The organism is Planctomycetaceae bacterium, assembly GCA_041398825.1.
GTDB lineage: Bacteria > Planctomycetota > Planctomycetia > Planctomycetales > Planctomycetaceae > F1-80-MAGs062.
The window spans coordinates 95,256-121,900 of sequence record JAWKTX010000005.1 but is presented as its reverse complement, the minus strand read 5'-3'; the positions used below and the strand labels follow the sequence as shown (position 1 = coordinate 121,900).

Here is a 26,645-nt window from a genome sequence, read left to right as displayed (position 1 = left end):
AATCAGCATCAAAACTGCTTCCGAAGAAGCCAGTGCCACGGGCGTGACACCATTTTGAGACTGACTACAAAACAAGAGTGGTTTAATACCTGTTTGTCGTTCCGGTCAAAGAACGACCAACAATTTACCTAGTGCACAAAACTCACAGGCTCACATTCTCAACCATGTTGTCAAAGATCGGTTTCGCCCCGAAGACTCTTCGGCCTCCGTCAGGCGAGCGGGGAAGTCTAACGTTATCGGTTCCGCTGTCAACGCCCTTCTGTTTGTTTTCTCTCAGAAACCAACCTCAGGAATTAGCGGACGCTGACTTCTTCCATGCCGGCTTTCAGGGACGGCGTTTCAGACGATCAACAAGCACCGCGCCAAGCAGCACGGCTCCGAGGGCGATTTTCTGGTTGAAAGGATCAACATCGGTCAGGTTCATTCCATTCTTGATCGTTGCAATGATAAATGCCCCGATCAGCGTACCAAAAATTCGGCCCTCACCACCCATCAGTGACGTTCCACCCACGACGACCGCGGCTATGACATCCAGTTCGTACATGTCTCCAAACTTTGGGTCTCCGGCTGCCAGTTTTGACGAAAGTATGATGCCGCCCGCTCCCGCAAGTGCACCGCTGAGCACATAAACCGCCAGCAGAACAGGCCCGACAGGTACGCCTGACAATCGAGATGCCTCCGGATTGCCACCAATTGCGTAGACGTATCGACCGAAAACTGTGCGAGACATCACCCAGTGTGCCACCAGGTAGATGATCCCCATCATCCAGACCGGGCTGGGAACCCCCATGATATTGGAACCACCAATCCACAGGAACGACTGCGAAACCTCAGGAACGGAACGGCCCTCGGAAATTCGAAAGGCGATGCCACTGGCCATCATCATTACGCTCAGTGATACGATAAATGGAGGCACCCCAAATCGCGTCACCATCAGCCCTGTGAACAGCCCGGAAAGTGAGCAAACGACGATTCCTGCGAAGCATGCGGCGATCATCGCAGGCAAGCCACACTCAACTCCGCCCGCCTTTCGGATCAGGACCGCTGCTGTCACGGAAGATAAAGCAACCAGGGAACCAACACTCAAATCGATCCCGGCGGTCATGATGACCATTGTCATTCCCACGGCAATGATCGCGTAAATGGCGGTCTGATTCGCCACTCCCAGCAGGTTGGAACGCTTCAGGAAATCCGGCCATCGATAAGGCTGGGGAGTCACGCACTTTTCACGTCCCACATCGACGTACCGATCAAAGATGGTCCATTTTGCGGATACGTCATTAGCAGCAACGGCGTCGATTCTTCCTCCCTCTGAAAGTATCTTGTCGATTGCGACTCGCACGTCGCCCGGTCCGCCCCTTACGGTGCTGAGGACATCGATGTCTCTCTCCGCAAGTCGCATTTCCACGGCATCGGCAAACTCTCCGTCTTCCACGGTGTCGCGAACGACGATTAACACATTGGTAAAGTGACCATTTGCGATGAAGTCGGCCACCTGAATGCCCGCGTCGGCACCGCTCGGGTGTTGCTCATTAAACGTGCAGACACTAAAGAATGCTGCCAGCAACAACAGCACCAGCAGCATTCCATAATCGTCTATCGCCCGAAACGGCGATCGTCTGTCCGGAACAGCAATTTTCATGCGGCCACTGTAGCAAACAGTCTCGCACGAGTAGAGTGACTGAGCTCGGATTCAGGCAGCCACGATTATTTGGTTTTTCGAGACTTTGAGGATGATTTCTTCGCTGTACCCGAGCTCTTCTTTTCTGTCGAATCGCCTTCTTCAGGCTTTTCGTTCGCTGCCAGCGATTTCTTCTGATCTGTCGTCAGGATCGCCTCGGTCTCCTTGTTCATCTTTTCTCGAAGTGTTTTGATTTGTTCCTGAAGGTCATCGATTTGCGCACCGTACTCCTGCCGGATGCTGTAAACTTTCTCCTTTTGAGTTTCTGACAGCTCCAGACTTCCGTAGCCCGGCGGCAGCCGCCGCCACGGTGACGCCTGCTTCTCCTTCTCTTTCGAAGAGGCAGAAGATTTGCTTTTCGATTTTTCCTGAGCGGTCGCTCCGAACGGAGCAGATCCTGCAAGACCAAGAATCAGAAAGACAACGACAGCTGAACTTGCAAAACGCATTTCTTTCTCCTGTTAAAATCTCAGTGCCAATCTTTTTGCCCAACCGTTACGAGGCAGGGGGCAACCACCCTTGAGGACAACGTATATGACACCACATGTTAATGGATGCGTCAAGTGTTGTGGTGGAGATCATGTGATACACCCCAGCGAGTAGGTGCAGAGTTATGACTATGTACGCACGTGCGTGGCGTACTGCCGTTGCGTGAGATTTGCTGCACATCAGTTGACCATGCCGTTCCACAGGATTCCAGTTGTGTCAGAAAGAAACACGGAAACAGCGAGCCAGCCGCCAATCGTCGTCGACCAGGGATCAACAAATACCGTGGCTATTGCCGGTTTTGCGTTTGGTCTCTTATCGATCGGTCTGTATGCCCTGCTGTTTTACTGGGCGTCACGGCTTCCCGGATCTCCTGCGGAACTTCATCAGCTTCAGAACGATCCTTCGACGCTCGTTCAATTGGTGGCCCTGGGTGGAAGCGGTGCATTGCTGAATGTGGTCGCTCTGATTCTTTGCGTATACGGTCTTCTGATCCCGCATCGCTCTCGCATTCTGGCGCTTGTTGGCACGGTCCTTTTCGGAGTGGCTTTCCTCGGCAGCGCAAGCGTTGTGATTCTTGGCATGCTGGCACCAGGAACCTGACGTTACGGCAATAGATGGTTCGCTTTGTCTCGAACTTCAAGCTCCTGATGTTCCCGGAGCCTCTCTATGCGGTGCGTCCCCAGATCTGATGCGTTTACATCACCATTTTCAACGGCGGTCAGGAGCCGGTGAATTCGAGCAGTTGTTCGCATCAGGGCATCGAGTGCAAACTCTTTGTTCCTGGCTGTCAAATGTGGCAAATGAATCAGCAACTGGCGTCCTGCTTCGGCGGCAGGCATATCAGAAAGCCCGCTGACTGCACCTTGCTGTAATTCGGCATCCACATCCCTGCCAAGATACTTCACCAGTTGTTCGCCAGCCTCATCCCAGGTCTGTAACGCGATCATTCGAAGGGCGTCGTACCGTGTTCCTTTCCGAACAGCATCGTTATCAGCCATGATGCCTGCCTGCTGGATGGCCAGATTCCATCGGATGCTCAAATTCGTGTTGCCAGCAATCAGACGCTGGATGCGATCGAGTGGCCAGCCCCCTTCAAGACTGATGCCGTTAATGATTCCGCCACCGATAACAACGGATTGCCAGTCACGCAGAGGTTGATTTTGTTGCGGCAAAGACGCGTCAAGGATCGCCAGAATCTCACCTGACTGATTACGACGACCCGCTGCAATTGCAACACGCCAGATCCATGGAATCCGCCGATACTCTTCTGTGGGATCTTCCGGAAGGTCCTCAGTCATTGCCCGTATAACAGCGGCGGAATGCTGTGAATTGTCCGCAATGACCTTTTCCCGGTCTGCTCCTGAGATCGTGTCGTCCAGAATAGTTCTGGCAATCATGACGGGAGACACCGTACTGAAATCCTTGTTTTCGGAAGTCGAGTCCATGGCCAGCAACGGAGTGGCACCTGCAGGAACAAGGATCAGGCTTCGCAGGTCCAGCAGTGCGGTGCCTCGCAGTGCAGCGGCCGCTTTTAATGAAAGCTGATTTCTTCCGGACGACAGGTGGATCCTCCCGATCAGTTTTTGTCGGTAGCTGGCCCATCCTCCGGTACCAGCAACGACGGTGGTCAATGTGGGTTCACCACCATCGATTCGCAGATGATTGCCGGCTGTTGCGTCATCGCATGAGTAGTCCATCCACACATCGAAGTCGCCGGATTCCGTCACCAGTAAACCCCAGACAACGCGATCTTCTGCGGAATGCCAATAACCTATATTCCGGAAGGGCGAATCTGTTTCGTAGGCAATTTCGTCTCCGTAGATGGAACCTGTTGAAGCCAGCAAATTCAGTTGTCCGTTTTCGATGGCTTTCACCAGGGAAGGATGATTTCCTTCAAATGATTTTGGTTCGGGCCCCAGTTCCTGCAGATACGCGAGAATGTCTGCAAGCTCCTGCCTCGTCAGATCTTTCTCAAGGCCTTCCGGCATGACTGACTTTCCGGTGGCCTTGATTTCCTCCAGTTCATTTCGCAGGAATACGATTTCCTTTCCCTCCTGCTGACGCAAAGTGATGCTGGTTGACGTTTCACTGACCATCAGTCCGCTAAACGATTGTCCCTGATCGTTGACCACAACGTATGACTGATAACGAGCATCGACATCCCGATTGGGGTCGAGAATGGCATTCAAGAGAAAGCTGGTCGAACGTGCCGTAAGGGCCGCAAGATCAGGTCCCACGACATGGCCGACGTTTTCGAGCCGGTGGCACACACTACAACGTTTCGCGAATGCCGCCCTGCCTGCCGATAAATCTCCGGTCATTGTGGCGACGTCCGACCATTCGGCAACCAGAGCCTGACGATCCGAATGCGTCGATTCCAGAACCTTGCTCGCCCGTTTTTTCAAATCCCCGGACAGCCTCGCTGTAAGTTGTTCACGTGCGGCGGCGTCAAGATCGAAAGCAGTCAGGTTTCCATCTTCCAGCGCAGTTACGGTTGCCGAGTCCCAATTTCGCTGACTGAGCAATGCCTTCACGATCTCCTGTCGAACGGCAGGAGTGGCGGCAGATATTCGGCTCAGCAGCAATGCTCCGCCATCCTCCTCTGCCCGATTCGTCATTGCTCTCACGGCTGATAGCTGTCGATCAGACGAAAACTGCGGGCTAACGAATGAGACGATTTCGGCACTGTCAGGCAAGTCACCCGGCTGAAACAGTTTCAATGAAACGGGTCCCAAACGACGTCCCGGCAAACCCAGCATCGCTGACAGGTCTTCATCCGAGGTTTCAGAGTTCATCAGTGCTTTGCGAATGTCGCTGGCCAGATGACCCGCCGCCGCCTCTAATTCCGGCGTCACGCATCCGACCGGTGCTGGTTTGCGTCGATCAAGTCCATCCAGCAACCGAGCCAGACTTTGGAGCTGCCAGGAGTGCCACCGGAGCCCATTGGCACTGCCTTCAGAGGTCAGCAGCACGCTCAGAACATCGCGGACGGCATCTTCATTGCCCATTCCTGCCACAGATGCAAGCACATCGTCGCCCAATCGCGAACGCAAACCGGGGTTCTGCAAAACGATCTCGGTGAACGGAGCGATATTGGTTGTGTTCAGGGAACTCAGCACGGCGCCGGACATGAAGGGATCGCTGGACGACTGAGCGAGTTCCGCGAGCACCACCGGTGCCCGGGCAGACCTGACATTACCCAGAGACAATGCCAGCTGCTGTCGAACTTCAAATGCCGGGTCGTCTTTCATCGCCAGCACTTGTTCCAGCAGGACACCTGTTTTTCCTGTCGCCGCCCCGGAATTTGCCAGCACAGCCTCTGACAAACGAATTGCGTTTCGCCGCACTTCAGGATGTTTATCCTGCAGTGCGACCAGCAATACGTCTTGTGAAAGCTGATCCAGTCCGTCCAGGATGGATAACGCCTGCAAACGTGAGGCGGGACGGCTTCCGGCCGTTGCCACGTGGTTCAGGGCATCTGTCACGTCGGCCGCCTCTCGCCAAATCAGGGATTGATGAACCATGTCGCGCACAGTTCCATTCGGATGATTGACGAGTTCAACAAGTTCCGGGTTACTTTTCGCCCGCAGATCGCCAACCGATTGGCGTCCGGCGCCAGCCGTGGTCACCCGATAGATCCTCCCCAGTCCCTGGCCTGCAAAGACATTCAGCTCAGCCAGAGTTTCCTCCGGTATCCACTTGGGATGTTCAATAACGTACCGATACATGTCGACAACCCAGATCGCTCCATCCGGGCCTGTACGAGCCTGCACCGGCCGAAACCATTGGTCTGTCGAGGTCAGGAAGTCCACGGACTGTTCGTTGGGCGCTCGTCTGCCGCGAATCGTCGCTCCCTGACGGAACAGTTGTTGACGGTAGACCAGTTGGTTTACGGGCTCGCAACTGAATGAGTTTCCAGAGTAGCTCTCGCCCAGTAAGTCGTCTCGATAAACTCCAACGCCGCAGGCTGCCGTTGCACGCCCCGCGGCGCCGGAAAGTTTAAATAACACAAGATCGCTGGAAGGAAACAGTCGTCCGGCATCCTGTCCGGTGGGAACAAAGACCGCGGTTGGGGAAGGCGGTACGAAAGGATTCCGGCGGGCGTAATCCTCAGAAACCGGGTAATGTCGAATCAGCGTTCCGTTATCGCATCCGAACCAGTTTCCCCAGTCATCACGGACACGACTTTGCTGCGTTCGTCCTGTCACAGGCTCCATCTCGCCAGTGTCAGGCCGTATTCGAAAATCTCGCCCTGTCACGTCCACTACAACACCGGATTCGTTGGTGATCCTGCCGCCGAACAAGCCACAGGATCCATAGACCCAACCATCCAGGCCCCACTGCAAACTATTGACTCGCGCCTGTCCGTTGTGCGTTGCAAATCCGGTAAACAGCACTTTCCGCAGGTCTGCGACGCCATCACCATTGGTGTCTTCGGCATACAGAATATCCGGCGCATCACAGACCAAAGCTCCATCGCGCCAGATCTTGACGTCGGTGGGGTACCGGAGCCCGTCCAGAAAAACCGTGGAGGATTCAAACAGCCCATCGGCATTCAGGTCCTTCAATACCCGGACCTGTCCCCTCGGAGTGAATTCTTCTTCGATGCCGTGTCCATAGTCGACCATCTGGCAAACCCAGACGTCACCGTTCAGGCCGAAGTCAATGGCAACAGGATCACTGATCTGCGGCTCACAGGCGACGAGTTCGACCTTCAGCGTCGGATGCGTTTTCAGTGCTCTTAACGATTCCTCGGGTGACCTGGGTGAGATGCCATTTGTGCCACCTGCGAGATTCTGCCGGAAGGCCGGTGGCACCTGGCGGTGAACTTCAGCCACGATTTGTTCTTCCAGTCCCGTCATCAGCTTCGCAGGAAGTGCGAAATACGGGATCTCAGCACCGGCTCCGTACCCGCCTTCAGCCAGCAATCGTTCTGACGGGATGTATGCTCCAAAATCATTACTGTATCCGTGCATCCAGATGCGATTCGGCGCGAGCTCCTTCCTGAGTCGAATGGCGTAGTCGACGCAAACTTCACCACTGAGGAACACCATGCAAAGCTCATCACCGAAACTGACCGTCTGAATCGGATATTCCAGCGATACCGGAAGCTTCTTTCCCTGATTCAGTTTTTGCAGCTGGGTCTGGGCGTTGTATCCCGGTGCACCGCCGGCTTCGACCATTTTTTCGTATTCGTCACGTGTCGGAAGAGTCTGAAATGCCAGCTGAAGGTGATTCAGCGTGGTGTGAACACGCCCACCCAGCGGTGTGAGTCTTCGTTGTTCGATCAGTCGAGAGATCTCATCACCAATCTGCATCCCCTGCATCTGGCACACGTCGATCTTGTCACCAGTCACACCGCTGACGGGATTCTGATCCGAACCACAACCGATGGAGACCAGGCCCATGGCATCGGGGAAGTGTCTTTCAATCGCTTCGACGGCATAACCCGCCCAGTCACCGCTGATCAGATTATGCGACAGTGTGACACAGTGGCAGGCGTAGCTTGTGTAGATCGCGCGCACCGTTCCTGCAGCATCGACATTTCGAACCACCAGAATTGGCAATGAATGATCCGTTGGCCCTCCAGGAGTGCGTCGATTCTTTGCAAAACCGACTTCACCGACTCCCCATTCCAGAGTCGCAGGCTTCCGGCTGGCCAAAGCTTCCAGCACGACCCCTTCGATGGCATTCACAAGCTCAACGGTGTACTGATCCAGGTGGTCCTGATGCTCCGGTGGGATGGCTTCTGCGAAGATGTTGTCAGCAGCACCGTTGACTTTCGGAGCGCAATGGGTGTGCGTAAAGGTGATGGCCAGCCGATCGCGCTGCAGCCCGGTTTTCTTCGCCAGCCGGGATGCGATTTCATTGACCTGTTCCAGCCGGACACCAAGACTGTCGAGCGTGACAATCACCACTGGCCCGCTGGTTGTCTCGCCGGCATCGTTTGACGACGCGTCCGCTCCGATGGCCAGAGCCCTTGCCCAGATTTTCTGGGAGATCCCCTCTGATTCCGTCTTGCGAAACGCGAAGCCGCTTAATCGAACGGGATAATCCGGCGTGACATCCTTTTTTGCGACACCGACCTGGTAGATGTGGTTTGAACCAGATTCCGCGAACGTTGTCGCGAACAACGTTGGATCGAACACAGAAACAGCCAGCAGAATCTGGCTGACAATCACACAGCGACGGACAGTGTTCCGAATGGGCATGGCGCACCCCCTTGATGCCTCACTTGGCCGGACCGCGCCGTTTGCGCGGGTTGAGGCAGCATCATGAACGATGCGGGGGGGTTCTGCCAATCAAACGCAGAGCAATCAGACGTCACATTCAATCGCGGGACGTTTGAGGTCTTCGTCATCAACGCGGCCAATTACCAGGGAGACGTTGTGTCCCCCAAAGCCAAAGCTATTGTTGATGGCGTATTTCATCTGCTGGCGAATCGCTTTGTTCGGAATGTAATCCAGGTCACAAGCGGGATCGGGCGTGGTGTAGTTGATGGTTGGCGGAAGCACTCCGGAATTCAGGGCCATTGCGCAAGCCGACATCTCAATTGCACATGCTGCTCCGATCATATGACCGAGCATGCTTTTTGTTGAGCTGACTTTCAACTGCGCGGCAGCGTCTCCGAAGATTGTCTTCAGAGCCACCGTTTCCATCGCATCGTTGTAATTTGTGCTCGTACCGTGAGCATTGACGTAAGTTTGCCCGACCATCTCTTCCGGAGTCAGACCCGCCGCACTGATCGCCGCCTTGATGGCTTTCACTGCGAGTTTGCCTTCCGGGTCAGGCTGGACCAGATGAAAAGCATCACTGGTTGACCGGCCGGAAAGAACTTCCGCCCAGGCTTTGCCGCCGCGTTTCCGGAGGTGCTCTTCGGTTTCGAAGATCAGCACAGAAGATCCTTCCGCCATGATAAAGCCGCCGCGATCCGCGTCGAACGGTCGCATGGACTCACGGGGACGATCATTCATCGACTTGTTCATGGCCTTCATGTTGACGAAGGACGAAATACCAAGACGCGTCAGCGAAGCTTCTGTTCCGCCCGTGATGATAAAATCTGCTTCCCCACGGCGGAGATACTCCATGGCATCAATCATGGCGTGACCGGAAGAAGAGCATGCGCTGCTGGTCGTGTAGCAGGTCCCCCGGACACCAAAAGCCAGACTGATGTTTCCCGGTGGAGCGTTTGGCATCAGCATAGGAATGGTGAACGGACTCACACGGGACGGACCCTTCGTAAGTAGCCGCTCCATCTGGAATTCGTATGTCTCCAGTCCGGCGAGTCCGGCACCGATAATGACAGCCGCATTTTCGCCGATATCCTTTACCGGCAGTCCCGCATCTTCCAGAGCTTCATGGGCTGCATGGACGGCGAACTGACTGGCTCGGTCCATTTTTCGAGTGGATACCAGATCGTTAACGTTAATTCGGTCAGCGTTCAGGTTGCGGACTTCGCCTCCGATATCAACCTCCAAATCGGTGACGTCATGCTCGGTCAGCTTGTCGATCCCGCATTGTCCGGCAATCAGGTTGTTCCAAACCGTCGGACGATCGTTTCCCAGACAACTGACGACGCCAATACCGGAGATAAAAATACGATTCATGAAAACAGTTCCGAAAGTCCGTCTTCTGCCGCAGTCACGACGCCTGCAGATAGGGGCTGAGAGAAAAATCGAGGAAATCCGTTGGTTAACAGCGCGTAATACAGCAAACATTTACCCGACTGCAACTCACTGAGGGCGGAAACGAAAGAATCCCGACGGATCGAAATTTGCCGCAGGGTGGCTGACTTTGCCGCAGCCTGCCGGAATCTGGTGCAGCCGGGGGTGATCGTCTTTTCAGAATGCCCTGTTTCCGTGTAAGTTTCGGCCTTACGCACCGTCCGGCAACTATTGACCACACGATGCTGCATTCGATGTCCACTTCCGGAACAGGCTTCTTCGTCGCGTTGAAGAATCTGCCCCGCACCGATCGAGAACAGAGCTATGTCCATCAGACATTCCATCGCTCAGATGATCCAGTCCTTGTTCACGGTGGCCTTTCTCGCCACGATTTTCGCCCACTGTGGCGATCGAGCCATCGCGCAGGGGACCTTCCCACTCGATTCGTTCGATAACGGACTCACCTTTGGCAGTTCTCCCGCAGACGACGCGGATATTGATGTCTCTGCAAAGCTGGTGCCTCACGATTCGGAAAACGTCGAGCTGCAGGTGACGGTCGTCCTTCCGGACGGCTTCTACATCTACTCAATGGATAAAAGTTTTTCCGGCCGGACCTCGATTAAGCTCAAAAGTCAGCAGGGAATTCTGGAGTCGTCTGACGCGTGGCGGGCTGACCACGCACCCAAAGCCGTCGATGATCCCGGACTTGGGCAACGTGTTGAGAAATTTTTCGACAAAGTCACCTGGTCCCGGATTCTCCCGCTCGACAAGACAAAGACGGCCCAGGTCGAAGTCGCAGGAGAACTTACTGGCCAGTTCTGCAGTTCCGGTACCGACGGAGCTGGCGGCGTTTGCAAGCCGATTCGACCCCCTCGCCAGTTCAAAGCGACTCTCACCGTTAGCGATACGTTGCAAGTGCCCCCAAAAAATCCGGAGCAAGTGCCAGAGGCCCCGCAGAAAGGATCCTCCGCTGGGACAGCTGCGCAGGAAACCAAAAGCAGGACCATCCAGCTGGTACCCCAATTCAAAGGCCAAACGGACCCTATCCGTTTCGATATTTCGCTGACTCCAGCCAATCCGAAGTCTGGCGATGATGTGATTCTTGAGGTCAAGGCGACCGTTCAGAAGCCATGGCACACGTTTGCTCTGGACCAGGACCCGGCCATGATCGGGAATCCAACGGAAATCAACCTGACGGATCTGAATTCGCTGGAAACGCTGGACTCCGAATTCCAGCCGTCGCACGTTCCGGAATTGGAATATCCAATGGAGGGCGTTGTTCAGCGAGTTCATTTTGGTGAAATCACCTGGACTCGCAAACTGAAGTGCACAGGTGCAAATCCGTCTGTCGCTGGAACCATCTTTTTCCAGCTGTGCAATGCGGGCTCCTGCCTCAGGCCCACAGAAGTGGAATTTGCATTCGATTCGGCTGATGATGTCAATCCCGCACCAACAGAGGGCGTGTCGGCTGTGGACACGGGAACAGATGGCAATGGCCCATCGCCCAGTGAGTCTTCCGAGGCTACCCCGGAGCAGTCGGAGAATGTGACAGAAGCCAGTCAGCTGACGGAACGCGGGCTCTTCGCATTCATTCTGGGAGCGTTCGGGGCCGGACTGGTCGCTTTGCTGACACCGTGCGTGTTTCCCATGATTCCCGTGACGGTTGCCTTTTTTCTGAAACAGTCGGAAAAGAACCACAAGAGCCCGATTGGACTGGCGGTGATCTACTGTCTTGGGATTATCGGGACATTCACAGTTCTCGGTTTGCTGGTCGCCGTAACCTTCCGACCAACCAAACTGACGGAACTCGCGAACAGTCCGGGTTTGAATCTTTTCTTTGCCGGGTTGTTCATGGTCTTTGGCCTCATGCTGATGGGAATGTTTGAACTGCGATTGCCCAGCTGGCTTTTGACGTGGTCGTCAAAGCGAGAATCCACAGGGGGCGTGGTCGGTGCACTATTTATGGCGTTCACCTTCACGCTGGTTTCCTTCACCTGCACATTTGCATTTGTGGGCGGCCTTCTGGTGATCGCCGCAACCGGCAGCTGGTACTGGCCTATCATCGGGATGCTGTCATTCTCGGCCGCGTTCGCATCGCCGTTCTTTTTCCTGGCCCTGTTTCCCTCGATGCTCAGGAAGTTGCCGAAAAGCGGCGGCTGGATGAATACTGTCAAAGTGACGATGGGGCTCGTTGAACTCGCGTTCGTGCTGAAATTTCTGAGCGTGGCGGATATCGGACTCAGCCCTGACGGCCTGCCCCGATTCCTGGACCGTGCATCATTTCAGATCGGCTGGGCGGTGATCGCTGCCGTCACAGGCTGTTACCTTCTGGACATCTTCCGAACAGATCACGATTCGCCGTCAACAGGGGTCAGCCCCCTCAGAGTGCTTTTTGCCATAGGGTTCCTGTTTCTTGGGGGATACATATCGGTTGGTGTGTTTGCTGCAAAGGCTCCGGATGGCATGCTTTGGCAACAGATCGCCGCGTTTTCACCCCCGGATAAATCGATGATCACCGGCGGTGGTGCTTTCGGCAGTGCTGTCGCCAGTCACGACAGCGATTCCCACTTCCTTGATTTTCGGGAAGCGGTCAAAGCCGCGACCGAAAAACAACAGCTCCTGTTCATCGATTTTACAGGGATCAACTGTACGAATTGTCGATTGATGGAATCCTCAGTCCTGGCCCGCAATGATGTCCGTGACGCTCTTCATGACCTCGTGCAGGTTCAGATTTATACAGACAAAGTCCCGGGCAACATGACAACCGAAGAACGCGAGGAACAATTGGTCTACAACCAAACGCTGCAGGAGAATTGGTACAAAGACGTCACTCTCCCCGGCTACGCGATTGCTTCACCTGATGGAACCATCATCCTTTCCCGATTCATCGGACTTGATAGTTCCGGGGGCCAGCAGTTCCTTCAGTTTATCAATGCGGGTAAGTCTGCCTGGGATCGCCGCGCCGCGCAATTGGCTGGAAACACGAATAAGGCGATCAGAGAGTAACGTTTCGCGGAAGAAGCTTCGGCTGATGGCCAAAGATTGTCGCTGTGCTCAGTCTTTGAGAACCTGAGCCTTCAAATACAGGTCGCGATTCACATCGAAACCAGCGACTACCACTTCGAAGAACGGCCCGTTGGCTGTCACCCGCAGCACATTGGCTGAAGTGATGACCCATGAGGCATTTGTTGATTGAATGACAATCGGTGAATGGTCGAGCTGAAAGTCGGTGGGATCAAAATTTCGCAGGGCGCTTCCGCTGCGACGGTCGTAAGCGATGCAAACTTCGATGACCAGTGGTGCGGTAAATGGCATCGGGTCGGCGGTCTCATTCGACGCGTCTTCTCTGGCCACACGAGTTGTAAGCCCGGCGATTCGAAACCCTCCCTTGCGACGAACAATCCGAAACGGTCGTCGTGTCCGCCTGGCAACGGTAGGTTCATTCAGGGGTGAAGCAAACTTTCGGCGCCGGGAAGTGTGGGTTTCGAAGCCGACGGGAAAACTACTCCTCCTGCCGTTCGGTACAGCTCCAATCGAAAACACATCCAGCAGTAATTCCGAATCCTGTTCATCCGTCGGGTCAGTGAGCAACTGGCATAAGTCCGGGACGGTGTTTCTAACAAAACGCAGCACTGAAGCTCCCTGGACATACTTTCCTTTAAAGTGGGAGATTTCTTCCTGCCACTCGGTATGAGCCGGGTTTTCAGCGTCGCCCAGAAATGCAGCCAGGGGCGCGTCGTCAACCATCACAAGAGCGCTGATATCCCGGATTAGTCGAGACCGCACGTTGGAGATGACAATGCCTTCACGAACAAAAACCGGTCGACGCTGTGCCGTGGATTCGCTCTTCTGAAGAAAGACGTCAAAATGGGTGGCCTTTGGTTCCTGTCCTCGCTGCTGTACCGTCAATGGTATCCGTACTGCTAATCGTCCGTCGGCGGCGAAGGTGGTGCGCACGCGACGAAACTGCTGTTCATCGACGTCTTTGGCTGACCACCGCAGGTTACCCCGTGAATGTGGTCGACTGGACAGATTCCTGTCGAGTCGCTGCATTGAACCGTTCTGTCTTTGGTTACAGGCCCACTGTGCGAGCTCCAGAAGTGGTTGCATCTGAGTCCGTATGTCATCGTCGCAATCCTGCAACACGTCAATGATCGAATGAGCGTTGATTACGATTTGAGTGTCTGCACTCTCGACCGTCACAATCAGCTCTTCGTTCAGGATCGCGCTGAAGTAATCCTGCACAACACTGTTGACGACCCCGCGCGCGTCCCACGAGGCATCACAAAAAGGTATCACCACCGACAACCCCGGTTCGGAGGTTCGTTCCAGTGCAAAATCCCGGCAGAAGCGATCTATGAACTCAGAGGACTCGATGGGCGACGGTGCTTCTTTCCTGCCCGGCTTTTCGCCAAACCAGCCATCCGGAGTGTAGCTTTTGTCTTCAACGCGATGACTGCGAAGGATCGATTGTCCAACCAGCAATCGTCTGCCATCGTCGTGCCGGACGGTGAGGCCGAAGAAGCTGCGGATACGACTGCTGCGAGGAAAAACAAACTTGCCCAGCCCCCAGCGCCCTCGCCCCGTTTCCAGTTTGTTCGACTGCCCTTCTGCGCGAAAGAAGTAGTAGAACGGATTTCTTTGTCCGGGCACTTCATGGAATTGATCAACAGGGCCCGTCAATCCTGTTGTGCCGCTGTCTTCGTACACCACAAATCGACACGGTTCATTCCTGTCCGCCGCGTCGCGAAGCCCACACCCGTCCGCGTGGAAATGTTCCCATCCGCCTTTGAAATACCGCCTTGATCGACTGGGCTCCAGGGCCTGATCTTCCCCGGACAGGTAAATACGCACCGCAACAGGATTTGCACTGTCCGGGATTCGGGCGTCCAGCGAATTCTGGACGGCCTCACGAACAAATCCGCGCAGCTCCGTATCACTGGCGAAGAATTCGCCCTGCGTAGCCTCCCGGTTCTTGAACCGAGGGTTGACCTTACTGAAATGCCAGGAAAATTTCACGGGGATGACTGCGAGCAGAAAACCGAAAGCCACTACGAACAAACGCTCGCTCCACGTGATTTTGAGCGGAACGTGCGCGAGAAGGACAAACTAACAACAGATTGCGCCCATTCAATTCACAACGGCCATTGGTTCTCCTGCAGTCCCGAAAACCCACCCGAAGAATCGACAAATACAGATCCACGAACGAAGGCCGGAAAAGCGCGTTCGAATCGAAGAACTTAACTGGTTGTTGAAAACCAAAGGAAGGGCAACCCAACGCTTTAGCGAGAGGCATTTTCCCGGGCCGGCAGGGGCCAGCAATCCCTCGCTGAGACGTCGGGTTACTTTTTCAGTCGGCTGATAGACCAGGTTTGCTGTCTTTTGGATGCGGAAAGGGCGACCCAAATTGCCTCTCCCGAAGAGCAGGTTTGCGGAAGATTCCGTTCGCGCAAGCGAAGTTAACGAAAAAACCGGGTCCTGAAGGGCGAGCCGATTGTTAAAGTTGTGAGGCCCGTAGCGAGAATGCGATAACATATCGACCGCTGTACCTGCACTTGAAAACACTTCTGAGAGTTTCGGACGAACTGCCATGAGCAATCCCGCGCAACAGACCGTTCGGCCCCTTTGGTCGGCCTCATCTCTCCGATTTCTGTTTGGGGCGACTTTTGCCTTTGCGGTCCTCCAGTTTCAAACGAACTCTGCCCATGCGCAGCAGGTGAACCTTGGAGGAACCGGATCCACGAACGGTTCTTCAACAGGTTCAACGGGTACGGGAACCAGTGGAACATCCTCCGGGGCCACCGGTTTTACTCTGAACACAACAAACGTCGATAACGCACCGCAGGGATTTGTCGGAGGAGCTCAACAGGACGGATTTGTCGGTGCTATTCGGGAATCGACCCTGAATACAAACAGTGGAAATCGACAGTTCCGGGCCATCACGGACCAGCAAACGAACCGTAACCTGCAGACACAGCAGACCGGAACTCCACGAACCGTGCCCGTGTCCATTCGCCTTGGTTTTGCGACGCCTTCGGCAGGAGCAACAAGCAACAGTTTTCCTGAGATCAACAGCGCTTCACTGGACCTGTTCTCCATCGCGAACCCTGCGTTCAGCAGTATTCGGGTTTCGATGACTGATGCAGGAGTCGCCACTTTGTCCGGCACCGCATCCAGTCCCGATGTCCGTCGGCTCGCCGGAAATCTGATTCGTCTGCAGCCCGGTGTCCGAAAAGTTAACAATCAAGTCGCGGTAGCAGCCGACGAATCAACTCAAGCTATTCAGCCGATTCAGTAGCCGACGGCCTGAATTCAGATGGCGTGGCCACCACGTCGCCGGAGATCTGGCTTTGCTCGAAACCGGATTCTGATTCACTATCGGGTGTCTCTACGCGGCTGACGGGGTTGTCGGGCATAACGGTCTTCTTCTGTCGAGCTCTTCTTCCGGGTTTCTGAGCCCTTCGGAAGGCAACGATTGTCAGATCATCCGGCTTTGACGGAATCGAGCCGTCACCGATGCCCTGCTTCATTCGTTGTGTTGCGAGGTCGACCAGTTGCTGAACAGACATCGCAAGATCGCCACACCGAATGATCGAAACGATTTCGTCGGTGGAAAGATTATCACTCAGCCCGTCGCTGCAGATCAGAAGCGTATCGCGAACGCTCATTTTCAGCTGCGGACCCATCTCGATTCGCATTTCGGGGCAACCAACCAGATTGGAAACATAGTGTCGATCCGGGTGTGACATCGCATCGGCTTCATCGATCACTCCGGCTTCGACGGCGTAACCCACCGGCGAGTGGGCGATCGACTGCCATCGCAACCGGCCCCGTTGACCACACAGAAGAATCATTGAATCGCCGACATGGTAAGGGCGCACAGTGTCAGACTGGATTTCGAGTGCAGCGAATGTTGTTGCGGCGTTGGCACCCATGGCACAGATGCGATCATTCGCGCTTTCGATAGCGTCCAGAACGGCGGCTCTCAGGTTGGAACTGTCGGGCAGATTCAGGAGTCGTTCGGCCATGGACTTAACAGCCTGAGAGGATGCCGCGTTTCCGGACTGCATCCCCCCCGCACCATCGGCAACGACAAGTACACCGGTCGAATCACTGACAGCGAATACAGCCGCCGCATCTTCGTTGACGCTGCTCTTGCCCGGACATCGCCGACTGAACAGGGCAGCGTGACCACCCGCAACCGACAAGACTTGCGGTGATTCCAATTCGCTTTCACAGAACTCGTGAGACGCCAGAACTTGCTTTGACATAGTGATGGGAAGTGTAGTTCCATCCGGTGAATTGCCAATCCCAGAGCATTCTGGCCACCCTGACCATCGCGCGAGCACACGATTGGCGGTTGGCGGCCGAATCAGTCCTGCTGGACACACCGACGATAGGTTGATGGCACCAGCATTCGGAGTGAGCCGGGATCGACACGTACAATCATCTCGCCATAGACACTGCGAATCGCACTGTCAGCGGCTGCGGAACCGGCACAATCCAGGCGACCAAATGGATCACCGTCGGTTTGAGCCGGCACAGACGAGCGGCCTGCATCTGCGACTCCTGATGGAGTATCCGCGGGCGTCCCGGCGGGCCCTGCTGCATTCAGTCGGATGCAGGAGCTCTGAAATCGTTTCACCATGACATTTTTCCATGGCAGGCGAAGCCAGAGGCTCAGGCCATGGATGAACATTGCAAATCTCGACGTCCCGGTAAAGACCCGCACATCCAGCAATCCATCATGGGGAGTGGCATCGGGACAAAACTGAAAATGAAACCCATAGGCCGACGTGTTTGCAACGATGACGTGGCCACCAGCCAAAGGCAACGTTTCGGCTATTTGTTCTGCGGAATCAGCGCATGACGTGGCCCAAACGCGTTGACTGCGAAATCGCCGGAAAGCGTTCCAGATGGGGCGTAAGTATGACATGTGCCGTATGTTGCCCGTTCGCTCATGATGAAGTCGATGGACAACGTCAGCATCGACCCCAAGGCTTACCATCAGCAGAAATCGATGGTCGTTGACAAGGCCCGTATCGAACATCAAGGTTTGATTTGCATCCACCATGTCTGCAAACAGAGCAGGCGTTCGGCCGATGCCGAGATAGCGGGCCATCAGGTTTTCTGTGCCCAGCGGAAATGGCACCAAAGGGCGCGACGGATGGCGATTCAGCAGGTCAGCCAGTGTGCCGTCTCCCCCGGCCGCAACGAGACATCGCAGTTGCCGACTCACCTGATCTTGTCTGACCCAGATATCCAGTTGCTCTCGTGATTTGAACATTCTGACGCGATATCCACGCTGCCGGAGTTCATGAACAAGGGCCAGCAATTCCGATCGACCTCGCCCACTCCCCGATTGAGGGTTGCGCTGGATTGCGATCGCAGGAGCGTCTGGTTTCAGGTCTGGTAGTGCTTTCGACATGAACCGGTGGGCCAATCGCTTCAGAGTAGGTGGTCAATCGCTATGAATGGAGTGTATTTCGGCGTCAGCCAGCAATCATCAAGCAATCGTGAACCACTCACGGTCGACTGCAGTTGTGGAAAGGGGAATCACGCTGAATGCATTCTCAGAACAACCCAAACCACTTCTTGCGCCGACAACTGTTGGCTCGATTCACATCCACAACATCATTGGCGCCGACGGCTTCCAGTTTCTCCATGAGCGCATCCAGGCCTTTAGTCAGCTTGAAATTCGTTTCTTCGTCGTACAACGGAACAATGGTGTAGAAGTGAATATCCCGCTCGTCATCCAGCGACAGCGAATGAAATTCCTCCGGAACATTCAGGGGCGGCATAACCAGTGCGCATGAGAATCGGGTATTGTCGGCGTACGGTTCGGCTGGATCGCCGTTCGGTATCGTGTGTCCTGTGCCAAGCCAGGTTTCGTATTCGTGAGGTAGCCTGGCCAGCAGCTTCAGCAATCTGACCGGCCAGTAGTTCCCCTCATCTTCAAAGGCTTTCTGCGAGATCTTCCATGAACGGGGCAGACAAATCATGAGCTCCGCATACTGAAGATTCAGACATTCGTCAGGAACGGTCATTGGGCGATCGCTCATGCCGCTGGTAACAAGCGTATGAAACGGACGCTTCTTTGTGGGCTTTACCCAATGGATGTCGATGTGCACCATGTCGCTGATCAGCTCATGGAACACCATATCCACCGGTCCCAGAAAACGTTCGATGTGGCCGGAAATGGCTTCGATATTCTGTTCATCTCCGGACACCAGATCCAGGTCCCGGCTCCTTGGTTCGTGCCGAAAAATGCGGGTGCCATCGGGAGACGTCACCGGGTCATCCAGCGGAGGAACCTGGAGTATCATCCCGCATTTCTTACACTTCACCCGCTTTCCCGCTCGATCATCCGGCACGCGATATCGAGCTTCACATTCATCACACCGCAGAATAATGGTCATGATTTCGCTTCCCGTGAGTCAGCGTCAGCAAACAAGCGATCAAATAATTCCTGATCCCACTGTTTACCCCATGGCCCGTCTTTGAGTAACAGTCGCGTATATCCCGACTTCGAATCAGCTGAGAGCCAGGCCATTGCCTGACCATCCCGTAATAAAGCAACAGATTCTCCATCTTCGGACCACTGGAAGAGCCACGAGTCGCCCTCCCCAGGCGTCTGAATGGCAGCATCTGTGACGAAACCTGTCGGAGCTGGAGGTGGAGATCCACGATAAGACTGCACTTGTTTCGCAGCCGGAGCGTTGATTCGGTTGTACAGCCAAACATCCGCAACAGGTTTCCGGCCGGCCGTTTCTGTGAGATACAACCAGCCGACGATACCATTGTCTTCGACGACGGCCAGTCTGCCTGATACTGAATTGCACGCATTCAACATGAAGCCATGATCCGCCATCGAAGAGCTACCCGCACCACCTGAGTTTGATACCTGAATCGGGCGACTTTATCTGTCGAATTCGCCAAAAAATCAAACGGGCCACCCTTCCTGATCCGCCAAATGACGGATTCATCGATAACCGGTGCTGGCGAACCAGTCAGACTTGAAGAACGTCTGCAGTATCAAAGCGGTACGGATGTACCGGCGAGCATTGTTAATACTGGATGACTTTGCGAAGCATGAAGGTGCCCGCAACTGTCAGGATGAGATTCGGTACCCACATTGACCAGGTTGGATCCAGCGTTCCCGTCTTGCACAGATTGAGCATGAGAAACATGACGGGGTAATAGACCAGCAGAATTGGAAGGAAGCACATGATAAAGCTGGTGATAAACTGACGGCGGGCCTGAAGCATCGAGAATGGTCCACCGACAAGTGCGAAGAACAAACAACTGCCGGACATCGCCATTCGACTGTGAATTTCGGAGCGAAATCGATGCGTGTTTTGTACCGCCTGACGTTCGGCAGCCTGGTACGATACCTGATCTTCACCCGCGAGCTGACTGAAATCACCGACCAACAGGGCCATGGCTGTCTGGTTGACCTGCTGTTGCCTGGCATAGTCCAGATCTGCACCTGATTTTTCAATACCTGCCGCTAGTTCCGTCACCGTCAGGTGTCTGGCTTTGATGTTGCCGATGGTCTGAGGCAATGGCAGGGAAAATTCATGAAAATCCACGTCGCCGCTGGAATCTGATCCCGGTCGACTGAATGTGGCATTCTTCAGCATCAGCTTGATTTCCTGCCCTTCCAGATCGAAGTGTATTTTTGCCTGCTCTGCCCGCACCGTGATCTGATCGTGGTTGCGAGTTCGATATCGAAACGTGGCGTCCATCAGTATTCGATTTCGTACCTCCAGCACCGTAATGGAATAACCTCGTTGAGGATCATTGATCAGATTCTGTGATGACAACACATCCAGAAAGATGTCCTCCATTGCCTGTGTGACAATGTTGTTGATGTTGGTAACAGCCCACGGTATGGCGAAGTTGGTCAGCCCGAACGACGCAATCGCCAGCAGAAAGCCCAGCAAAAACGCTGGAGACAGCAGTTGCAGTGCGCTGACTCCGGCGGCTTTGGCAGCCGTGACTTCCAGATCTCCTGAAATGCGACCGTACACAACGCACACGGAAAGCAGCAAGGTTGCCGGAATCGTGAAAGGCAACATGCTCGGAACGACATACGGCATGATCTGGAGTATTTGAACCGGCCCAAGACCTCGGTCTGTGGCTTCACGAAACACACCGACAAACACAAGCATCACCGTCAACACGATGACCAGCAACGTGAAGACGCGAACCAGTTCGCCAAAGATATATCGTTGCAACAGCTTCAACCGACGCACTCCTGACAAATCACGTCCGGAGCGAAGGTTTGATTCCCGATCAGTCGAAAACAATATGCGAAGCACATGATCGCAGCGTCCATGCGGCGAAAGTGAATGAACCAAAAGCCTCTATTCCAGGGCCATCAACCTGATGATGACGAAGGTTGCCAAACCTGACGCAGGAGTCACTGCAATTCCGCCCCAGAGTTGTGAAGGGTAAGCTTCCCGCGATTTTCTCACAATCCCGTTCCCAGAACCTGATCTGCCCAGATTGCTCAGGCTTCCCGTTTTGGTGCCTCGCTGGATATCCTCCTGAATGGTGCATGCCGGGAAGGCATCAGCGAGCATGGCGGAACAGTTTGTCTCGATAGGAATCTCGCTGCAGCAGCTGCATGCGACCGACGTATTGCTGGCGTTCGGCTGCCTGTTGAACCCTTCGCAGCTGGGTGGCAAAATCAGCAAAGGTCTCGCCGGACGCGTCGGCTTCCCGCTGAATGGCCGCGGCAAGCCACGGGCCGTGATTTGTTAAGAGAGTGTCTTCTGCGCTGGCAAATACCTGGGCCGAACCAGGATCGCCCTGACGACCACATCGCCCAATCAGCTGACGATCCATTCGCCCGGCGTTTTGACATTCGGAGACAATGACATGAAGCCCCCCCTGTCGTTTGACATCGGGATGAAGGCTGATGTCGGTTCCGCGCCCGGCGAGATTGGTCGCAATGGTGACAGAGCCGGGCTGACCGGCGTGCGAAACGATGTCTGCTTCGTCTGCAGTTTGCAAACCATTCAGGACCTGGTGTGGTACACGAAGCTCAGCTAACAGCCGGGAGATCACATCGGTATCGGCAATTGATCGGGTTCCAACCAGAACAGCACGTCCGGCTTTCTGCTTCCGGATGATCTCTTCTGCGATGGCATTCCATCTTGCCTTGCGGGTGGCGAAGTATCTTGTCGGCATGAGTTGTCTTGCAGATGGGACTCGCAGTGGGATCTCTTCAATCTTCAATCGATAGACTTCTTTTAGTTCCTGCTCGCATCCAATTGCTGTCCCGGTCATCCCGCACAGATTGTTATAAATCCGAAAAAACCGCTGTCGTGTGATCTGAGCCAAAGGAGATTTCTCGGCCGTGATTTTCAGGCCCTCTTTCGCCTCGATCGCCTGATGCAGGCCATCCTGCCATGATCGATCCTCAAATATTCTTCCGGTTGTTTCGTCGACGATCCGCACTTCATCGTCTTCCACCACGTAGTGCACATCGCGCCGAAACAGTAATCGGGCTCGCAGGGCCTGCTGCACGTATTCCGTCCACGGACGAATGAGCACCGGGACAGGAATCCTGACATCAGCGCTGTGGCACCGCTGAATGCCTTCACCGGTCAGCATCAGAAGTCCTGACGCTGCATCCATCTGGTAGTGCTTTTCGGGCTCCAGCTGACTCAGCAACTGCATCGCCATTTGATGAGCACTGGCATCCGGTGCGCCATCCTGAGCAGACATGCTGAGCACCAGGGGCGAACCGGCATCATCAATCAGAACGCTGTCTGCTTCGTCAACAACGGCATATTCCAGCCCACGCTGCATAGTGATCCGGCGGCCGTCTGCTGGTTCCTGCAGTGCCTGCAGAAGTCGAGAGCCGGCCGGCCGTCGACTCTCCTGACGAAGTGTCAGTTGGTCGCGGAGATAATCGAATCCAAATTCGTGGCCGGTTCCGTATGTCACGTCGCAGTCATAGGCCGGGAATTTCTGAATCGCTTCCACCCGCTCGGGCAGCAGTCCGGCTGTCATGCCAAGTTCTGCCAGGACCGGCGCTGCGAGAGACTGGTCGCGTTCGGCAAGGTATGTGTTTGGCGTTATCACATGTACGCCACGACCTGCCATGCCAAGATAACCAGACGCAGCGATACCCACAAAGGTCTTGCCCTCGCCCGTTTGCATCTGCGCTATTCGATTTCGGGATAACGCTGCTACAGCAAGCAGCTGGACGTCATACAGACGAATGTTCTTTGATCGACGCAGCGCTTCACTGACCAGAGCGAGTCCGGCAACCAGCATCTCCGGTTCGCTTGTACTTCGCCCGCGAGCCAGTTCACGCCGAATGACCATCACCTCGTCGATTAGCTCATCGCGGTTCGCTGTCTTCAGCCGTTCGGCCAGGTCACGAATATGCGGGAGTAGCTGTTCGGATGGGATTTCCGTCGACAAAACAGGTGAAGCGTTTCGAAACGACTGAGAGACGCTGGATGGACTTCTGGATGTCGAAGCTTCGTTCGGCATAGGAATCAACAGCTCGGACAACAGCCCGCAAACAGACGGAAGACGGTTACTTATGGCCCGGTCAGCGAATGTCCGCCCGACGATTGCAACCTGCCGGATGAAGGAATCCGCTGGCCATTCATCACGGGAGGGCTGCTTGAAGGCTGAACCGCCGGTGAGTATCTGATGGCGGGCGATGGTGCGACAACAGAATTTGCATTGCCCGGGTGATTCACAGGCACTGAGCCTTGCCCCCCCGAACTGTTGACAGGAGCCCACGTCGTCTGCGAATAGGCAAGGCTTTGGTTTGATCGAGCATCCGTGGGCATCGTTGCAGGATCAGCGAAGGTCGTGGCAGTGATGGATGCGGGTACGACATTGGTTCCACCGTCGACACGGCCATGCATTGTTTCTTCAATGCGCTGTGCCATCCACTCGGAATGCTGCGACAGAGTTTCCGGGCTGTCATGACGCGACCGAAGCAGGACGCCGGTGACCTGGCGAAGTTTGATAATTGACAATGCGTATTTGACCTGTGCGTCAACAAACGTCGATTCTTCGTCGGCCAGACGTTCGAAGCCATCCAGAAGGTCCTCCAGCAGCAGGATCGCGGAATCTTCGGCATCGGGAAGGACTTCGAATCGATCCTTCAGATAGTTGGTTTCATTCTGCGCTGCGACCATCGCCTGATAACGGCCCTGCATTTCGCGGTACGCAGTTTCCACTTCGCGATTGGCAACTTCGACTTCTGTCAAAGATGCTTCAACGGTTGCTCGAAAGACGTTAATCGAGCGTTGCAGTTCCCACTTTCGCTGTTCGTATCGAGCCCGCGCGGCGCGATTTCCCAACGGAACCTCGAATTCAAATCCAACCGTGTACCCCGGTTGCCCGCGGGTGAACTGATTGGCAATCGAAGTGTCGATACGATCCTTCGCCTCCAGCCCGGCAACGTAAGTTTTCACCAGGAAGTCGAGCTTCGGAAGCATCTCATTCCGACTTACGCCCAGGCGCACACCGGAAGCTCTCATTTGACGTATCGCGCGACTGATATCCGGCCGATTGATCAGGGCTGTGTTCAGCGAATCGTGAAGTACCGGAGCAACGGGAATCATCGCCGGCATCTCCGTCGGCATGAACTCAACCGGCCCCTGATTCAGCATGGCCGGGTCATTGACCAGCAGCCGCAATTGCGATTCTGTATTTCTGATCGCGGTCACAGCCCGCTGCATGCGAGCTTCTGCTCTGGCTACTGCTGCGCGAGCACGCAGAATCTGTCGGGGAACGGTGTCAACCTGATCTCGTCCCTCCAGTGTTTGAAGCACAGAGCGTGCGGATTCGACCAGTTTCTGACGCTGATAGAATTCCGCCCGGCTTCGGTAGAGCTGCCAGTATGCTTCCGTGACCTGGTACAGATGGTCCTGTAGTTCTGCCAGAACTTCGTCGCTGGATGAATTGGTGGTGATTCGAGCCAGAACAATCTGGCTCTGGCTGTAAATGCTACCCGCACCATTCCAGACAGGTTGTCGAAAGCTAAGCTCCAGACGCGACGTCGACTGCGGATTCGGGACCAGATACGTCGAGTTGTTGTATTGGTGCCCGACGCGCTGACTGACTTCCAGTTCACCGCCGCTGGACGTCTTCTTCCGAAAGCCGCCGATGGTGCTGAATTTGTTATCCTTGAACCGATCCGACAAATCTCCGGTGGTGAGCCGATTGCCGACAGGGTCGTTCAGATCGTCGTACGTTGTTTCGAGGAATGTGCGCCAGTCGAATTGGGCTTCTTCCTGCCAGACGATTCTTTGCTGCACTTCCGGTTCTGCCTGAAGTGCCAGAATCTGGGGAGAATACAGCATGGCCTGCCGGACCAGTCCGGCTGCATCTACTGTCATGGGTGTGGGCGCGATCCCCATGTGATTTCGAACCAGCGAATCCCACCACGGACGAAATTCGATGGGCATGTGCGAGCTGGACTGAGGTGTCAGGATCGTGGATTCCAGTCCCATTCGCGCCGCGCGATCCTGGTAAGAATGCAACCATCGCGGTGCATCGGATTCGACGGTGGCTCGAAAACCGGACTGACCGGGATAGTGTCCACTTCCCTGATAGCCTGGCGATGGAACGCCTGGCCGAGATTGCTGACTGAAGTTCGGGTCAATGGAATCAGGCTGTCCTGTCGGTGGCTGCCGGGAATACGATGGCCCGGGCGAATCACCAACGGGGCCTTTCCCGATGGGAACAGGGCCGTTCCGAACAGGATCGGATGTGCCTTCCGGAGTGGGATGGACCTGGTGAGGCAGCGGTATATCAGCCGTGTCAGATGATAAACCTCTCGGCAGTGAAGGCGGTTGAAAGACTGGAGCCGGTGGCACAACGGGCGGCGTTGGGTTGCCGGGGACTGACGTTTCAGGAATCGCCGAGGGTGGCTGAAGTGCACTGGTTCCAAAGACGGATTGAGCGATGCGGGATGCGTCCGAAAGGGGGGCACCGGTCACAGGATTCACCGAACCGGTCGTCTGAGGGTTCGAGGGAGACACAGTTTGCTGCAACTGTGGAAGTGCCTGTAGCCGTGGATCTGCCAGTTCTGACGACACTGAAGGAAAAGGCTGTTCCACGAAATGAGCGGGTTGCTGCTCAGGAAGGATACCGGCTGTGGGTGGTCCCGGATTGGCAGCAATATCGGAGGACAACGATCCGTTTGCCAAAGTTTGTGACGCGCTGTTTGCCAGAGTTTGTGACGCCTCTCCCGCGGACTGAATAAGTTGCTCAGCAGAATGTTCGGCCGTCATACCGGGTTGAGAAACGATGAGCACACCCGAACGAGATGGAGCCCGACGGATGGCCGGGCTGTGGAGAGATACAGACGAAACAGGAGTATTTGAAGTTCTGGTTGCTGCTCCTGCCGTTACTGCTCCTGCCATTCTGCCGGCAGCAGGCTTGTCCGTGTACGGGTGAGCCGAACTCAAACCTGGAGCATTTGTTGATTCTGCGGGATTGTTCTCTTTCGAAGACATCTCAGCCGCGATCTGACGAAACATGGCTGTCATTCGCTTTTCCAGGTCGGGATCCATTCCACCGCCTTTGGAACTGCTCTGGGCACTTGTTTTCGATTCTGAGGGGTCTGTCATGGGAACGATCCGGGGGAACCCGCCTGGAGGGGCGACCCGGGGTGCTCTCAATGTGATGTTTGTGGGCTGCCCTTCCCTGATCTGAACAGCGGCCAGATCTGACGACGGCAAGAACAGGGTTCCAGCAAGCAGCACCGCACCCAGAGCGATCGCGGTAGAACGCCTTCGTCGTGTGGAGGAATTTCTCTGAGT

Annotated in this window: 16 protein-coding genes; 3 read left to right on the top strand and 13 right to left on the bottom strand. The window is 55.0% G+C overall.

Annotated features, from left to right (window positions below; translation table 11 throughout):
• Window positions 1-325: 325 nt before the first annotated feature.
• Together R3C20_10820 and R3C20_10815 are read right to left on the bottom strand one after the other, a co-directional pair.
• Entirely contained in the window at window positions 326-1,642 is a 1,317-nt protein-coding gene (locus tag R3C20_10820) for an ABC transporter permease (GenBank protein MEZ6040991.1), read from the bottom strand.
• Window positions 1,643-1,707: 65 nt separating this feature from the next.
• Entirely contained in the window at window positions 1,708-2,130 is a 423-nt protein-coding gene (locus R3C20_10815; protein ID MEZ6040990.1) for a hypothetical protein, read from the bottom strand.
• A gap of 253 nt (window positions 2,131-2,383) precedes the next feature.
• Here R3C20_10815 and R3C20_10810 point away from each other — a divergent pair, with 253 nt between their 5' ends.
• Window positions 2,384-2,770 carry a hypothetical protein gene (locus R3C20_10810; protein MEZ6040989.1) on the top strand — a complete coding sequence of 129 codons (387 nt, stop codon included), beginning with the start codon at window positions 2,384-2,386 and terminating at the stop codon, window positions 2,768-2,770.
• A gap of 2 nt (window positions 2,771-2,772) precedes the next feature.
• On the opposite strand, the gene R3C20_10805 is transcribed toward R3C20_10810, so the two are convergent.
• The 3 genes from R3C20_10805 to R3C20_10795 all read right to left on the bottom strand — a co-directional run bounded on the left by R3C20_10805 (window position 2,773) and on the right by R3C20_10795 (window position 10,166).
• Window positions 2,773-8,382 carry a neutral/alkaline non-lysosomal ceramidase N-terminal domain-containing protein gene (locus R3C20_10805; protein ID MEZ6040988.1) on the bottom strand — a complete coding sequence of 1,870 codons (5,610 nt, stop codon included), beginning with the start codon at window positions 8,380-8,382 and terminating at the stop codon, window positions 2,773-2,775.
• Window positions 8,383-8,487: 105 nt separating this feature from the next.
• Complete coding sequence (locus R3C20_10800) at window positions 8,488-9,777, bottom strand: beta-ketoacyl-ACP synthase II (GenBank protein ID MEZ6040987.1); 1,290 nt, start codon at window positions 9,775-9,777, stop codon at window positions 8,488-8,490.
• On the bottom strand, window positions 9,774-10,166 hold the full coding sequence (locus R3C20_10795) for a hypothetical protein (protein MEZ6040986.1): 393 nt from the start codon (window positions 10,164-10,166) through the stop codon (window positions 9,774-9,776). The genes R3C20_10800 and R3C20_10795 overlap by 4 nt, the downstream gene beginning before the upstream one ends.
• Here R3C20_10795 and R3C20_10790 point away from each other — a divergent pair.
• Window positions 10,159-12,840: a cytochrome c biogenesis protein CcdA gene (locus R3C20_10790; protein ID MEZ6040985.1), complete on the top strand. Its 2,682-nt coding sequence runs from the start codon at window positions 10,159-10,161 to the stop codon at window positions 12,838-12,840. The two genes, R3C20_10795 and R3C20_10790, sit on opposite strands and share 8 nt — an antisense overlap.
• 48 nt (window positions 12,841-12,888) lie before the next feature.
• On the opposite strand, the gene R3C20_10785 is transcribed toward R3C20_10790, so the two are convergent.
• Window positions 12,889-14,853, bottom strand: coding sequence for a hypothetical protein (locus R3C20_10785; protein ID MEZ6040984.1), 1,965 nt, complete (start codon window positions 14,851-14,853; stop codon window positions 12,889-12,891).
• Window positions 14,854-15,424: 571 nt separating this feature from the next.
• Here R3C20_10785 and R3C20_10780 point away from each other — a divergent pair.
• Window positions 15,425-16,132 carry a BON domain-containing protein gene (locus tag R3C20_10780; protein MEZ6040983.1) on the top strand — a complete coding sequence of 236 codons (708 nt, stop codon included), beginning with the start codon at window positions 15,425-15,427 and terminating at the stop codon, window positions 16,130-16,132.
• On the opposite strand, the gene R3C20_10775 is transcribed toward R3C20_10780, so the two are convergent.
• From R3C20_10775 to R3C20_10745, 7 genes are all read right to left on the bottom strand, one after another.
• Entirely contained in the window at window positions 16,113-17,105 is a 993-nt protein-coding gene (locus tag R3C20_10775) for a protein phosphatase 2C domain-containing protein (protein MEZ6040982.1), read from the bottom strand. The two genes, R3C20_10780 and R3C20_10775, sit on opposite strands and share 20 nt — an antisense overlap.
• Before the next feature lie 101 nt (window positions 17,106-17,206).
• Complete coding sequence (locus R3C20_10770) at window positions 17,207-18,262, bottom strand: diacylglycerol kinase family protein (protein ID MEZ6040981.1); 1,056 nt, start codon at window positions 18,260-18,262, stop codon at window positions 17,207-17,209.
• Window positions 18,263-18,407: 145 nt separating this feature from the next.
• On the bottom strand, window positions 18,408-19,253 hold the full coding sequence (locus R3C20_10765; GenBank protein MEZ6040980.1) for a suppressor of fused domain protein: 846 nt from the start codon (window positions 19,251-19,253) through the stop codon (window positions 18,408-18,410).
• Window positions 19,250-19,687: a hypothetical protein gene (locus R3C20_10760; protein ID MEZ6040979.1), complete on the bottom strand. Its 438-nt coding sequence runs from the start codon at window positions 19,685-19,687 to the stop codon at window positions 19,250-19,252. The genes R3C20_10765 and R3C20_10760 overlap by 4 nt, the downstream gene beginning before the upstream one ends.
• Window positions 19,688-19,901: 214 nt before the next feature.
• On the bottom strand, window positions 19,902-21,083 hold the full coding sequence (locus R3C20_10755; GenBank protein MEZ6040978.1) for an LptF/LptG family permease: 1,182 nt from the start codon (window positions 21,081-21,083) through the stop codon (window positions 19,902-19,904).
• A 328-nt stretch (window positions 21,084-21,411) separates the two neighbouring features.
• A complete protein-coding gene (locus tag R3C20_10750; GenBank protein ID MEZ6040977.1) occupies window positions 21,412-23,349 on the bottom strand; it encodes a hypothetical protein in 1,938 nt (645 codons plus the stop codon).
• 50 nt (window positions 23,350-23,399) lie between these two features.
• Window positions 23,400-26,453 carry a TolC family protein gene (locus tag R3C20_10745; protein ID MEZ6040976.1) on the bottom strand — a complete coding sequence of 1,018 codons (3,054 nt, stop codon included), beginning with the start codon at window positions 26,451-26,453 and terminating at the stop codon, window positions 23,400-23,402.
• Between the last annotated feature and the right edge of the window lie 192 nt (window positions 26,454-26,645).